Origin of the sequence: Thermostichus vulcanus str. 'Rupite' (assembly GCF_022848905.1) — a bacterium.
Lineage (GTDB): Bacteria > Cyanobacteriota > Cyanobacteriia > Thermostichales > Thermostichaceae > Thermostichus > Thermostichus vulcanus_A.
The window spans coordinates 1-1,399 of record NZ_JAFIRA010000115.1; the positions used below are offsets into that span (position 1 = coordinate 1).

The window sequence follows — 1,399 nt, forward strand, 5'->3', positions numbered from 1 at the left end:
GGCAATGATTCTCCAAATCGCTGATAACTGTCACATATTTATCTCGTCGATACTGATTTTCTTGAGCCGAAATCCTTGGGCTTTTTTGCTTGTCGCTGCTCAAACTGACGGTTGAATATTCCTTCAAAATGAGGATAAATCCTCTCGTTAGTATTCAGCTCTATTTGAGGACAACGCGGTGTTCTAACTCTACAAACTCTTGGGTTTTGACTCCAGCAAGACCCAATAACTTATCAAGAGGAACCAATGTTCGTCGTGGAACTCAGCATCTCACTATACTATCGACACCAAAATGTCAAGAGAGCCAAACTAAAAAAAGACATATCGGGGAAAGAAGATTGCCAGCCAAGAGGTTCAAGAACAATGTTTAGATTACTGGGAGAAGATACGAGAAGTTCCAGCTAATTATTGATGAGACAGGCTTTTGAGTAAGGATGGCAAGAGGTATGGTAAGGAGTTTATGGGGGACAAGAGCGATCACTTTAAGGGAATCCTACAGAGGAGAGAAGCTGACCTTAATAGGAGCTATCAACAGAGAAAAGGTTATAGCCACAAAGATTGTTAATCAATCCATGAAAGGGGATGATTTTCGACAATTTGTAGCGGAGGACTTATCGCCTAAATTAAGGGAGGGGTCTGTGGCGCATCTGACGACCTGCCTGTGGATGGTGGTGGCCTTGCTCCGGCGGGGAAAGGTCAACCTGACATGCTGGCTCCCCTCTGTGCCGTGTCAAGGGGTACAGGCACAAAGCAAACAACGACAGCTCAGCCGCTGGCTGCACAACAGTCGTATCAACGTTCATTGCCTGTATAAGCCGTTGATTCAGGCAGCATTAGCCCACTGGGATAAGGACCGTTCGTACCTGAGTTTGGACACCTCGCTGTTCTGAGATGAGTATTGCTTGATCCGCCTACATCGAGGTCGGGCCTTGCCCGTGGTCTGGCAGGTGCTCCGGCACCGCCGTGGATCCGTCGGAGTAACGGGAGATGCTCTACCAAGCCGCCCATCGCCTTTGGCTACAACAGCGTCAACAGCGAGTTTTGGGCTATCGCCAGCGATGAACCCACCTGCCTGCACACCTTTGAGGAATATGGCTTGCACTTCGACATTGAGGAAGCGTTTCTCGATGACCCATCCAACGGGTGGAATCTCCAGAAATCTGAAATTCGCTCCCTCTGCACCCTCTCTCGGCTTTGGTTCCTCTTGGCCGTCGCTACCCTCTATAGCGTACCTATCAAATCGAGTTCAAAATACACACGTACTGCTACACCATGGGAACTAGAATCCCCACGAAATTAAAACCCCCCACCTTTTTTTAGAGGCAGGGGGTTGGATGGGATAGGGACCTGGCACCGAGCTAGATTACCGGAGGGCCACCCCTCAAGTAGATTTGCCGCT

1 protein-coding gene is annotated in these 1,399 nt (G+C 49.0%); it reads left to right on the forward strand.

Going from position 1 to position 1,399, the window contains the following annotated elements; genetic code table 11:
* The first annotated feature begins 638 nt into the window (after positions 1-638).
* Positions 639-890: a hypothetical protein gene (locus JX360_RS17375; RefSeq protein ID WP_244353506.1), complete on the forward strand. Its 252-nt coding sequence runs from the start codon at positions 639-641 to the stop codon at positions 888-890.
* The last annotated feature ends 509 nt before the right edge of the window (positions 891-1,399 follow it).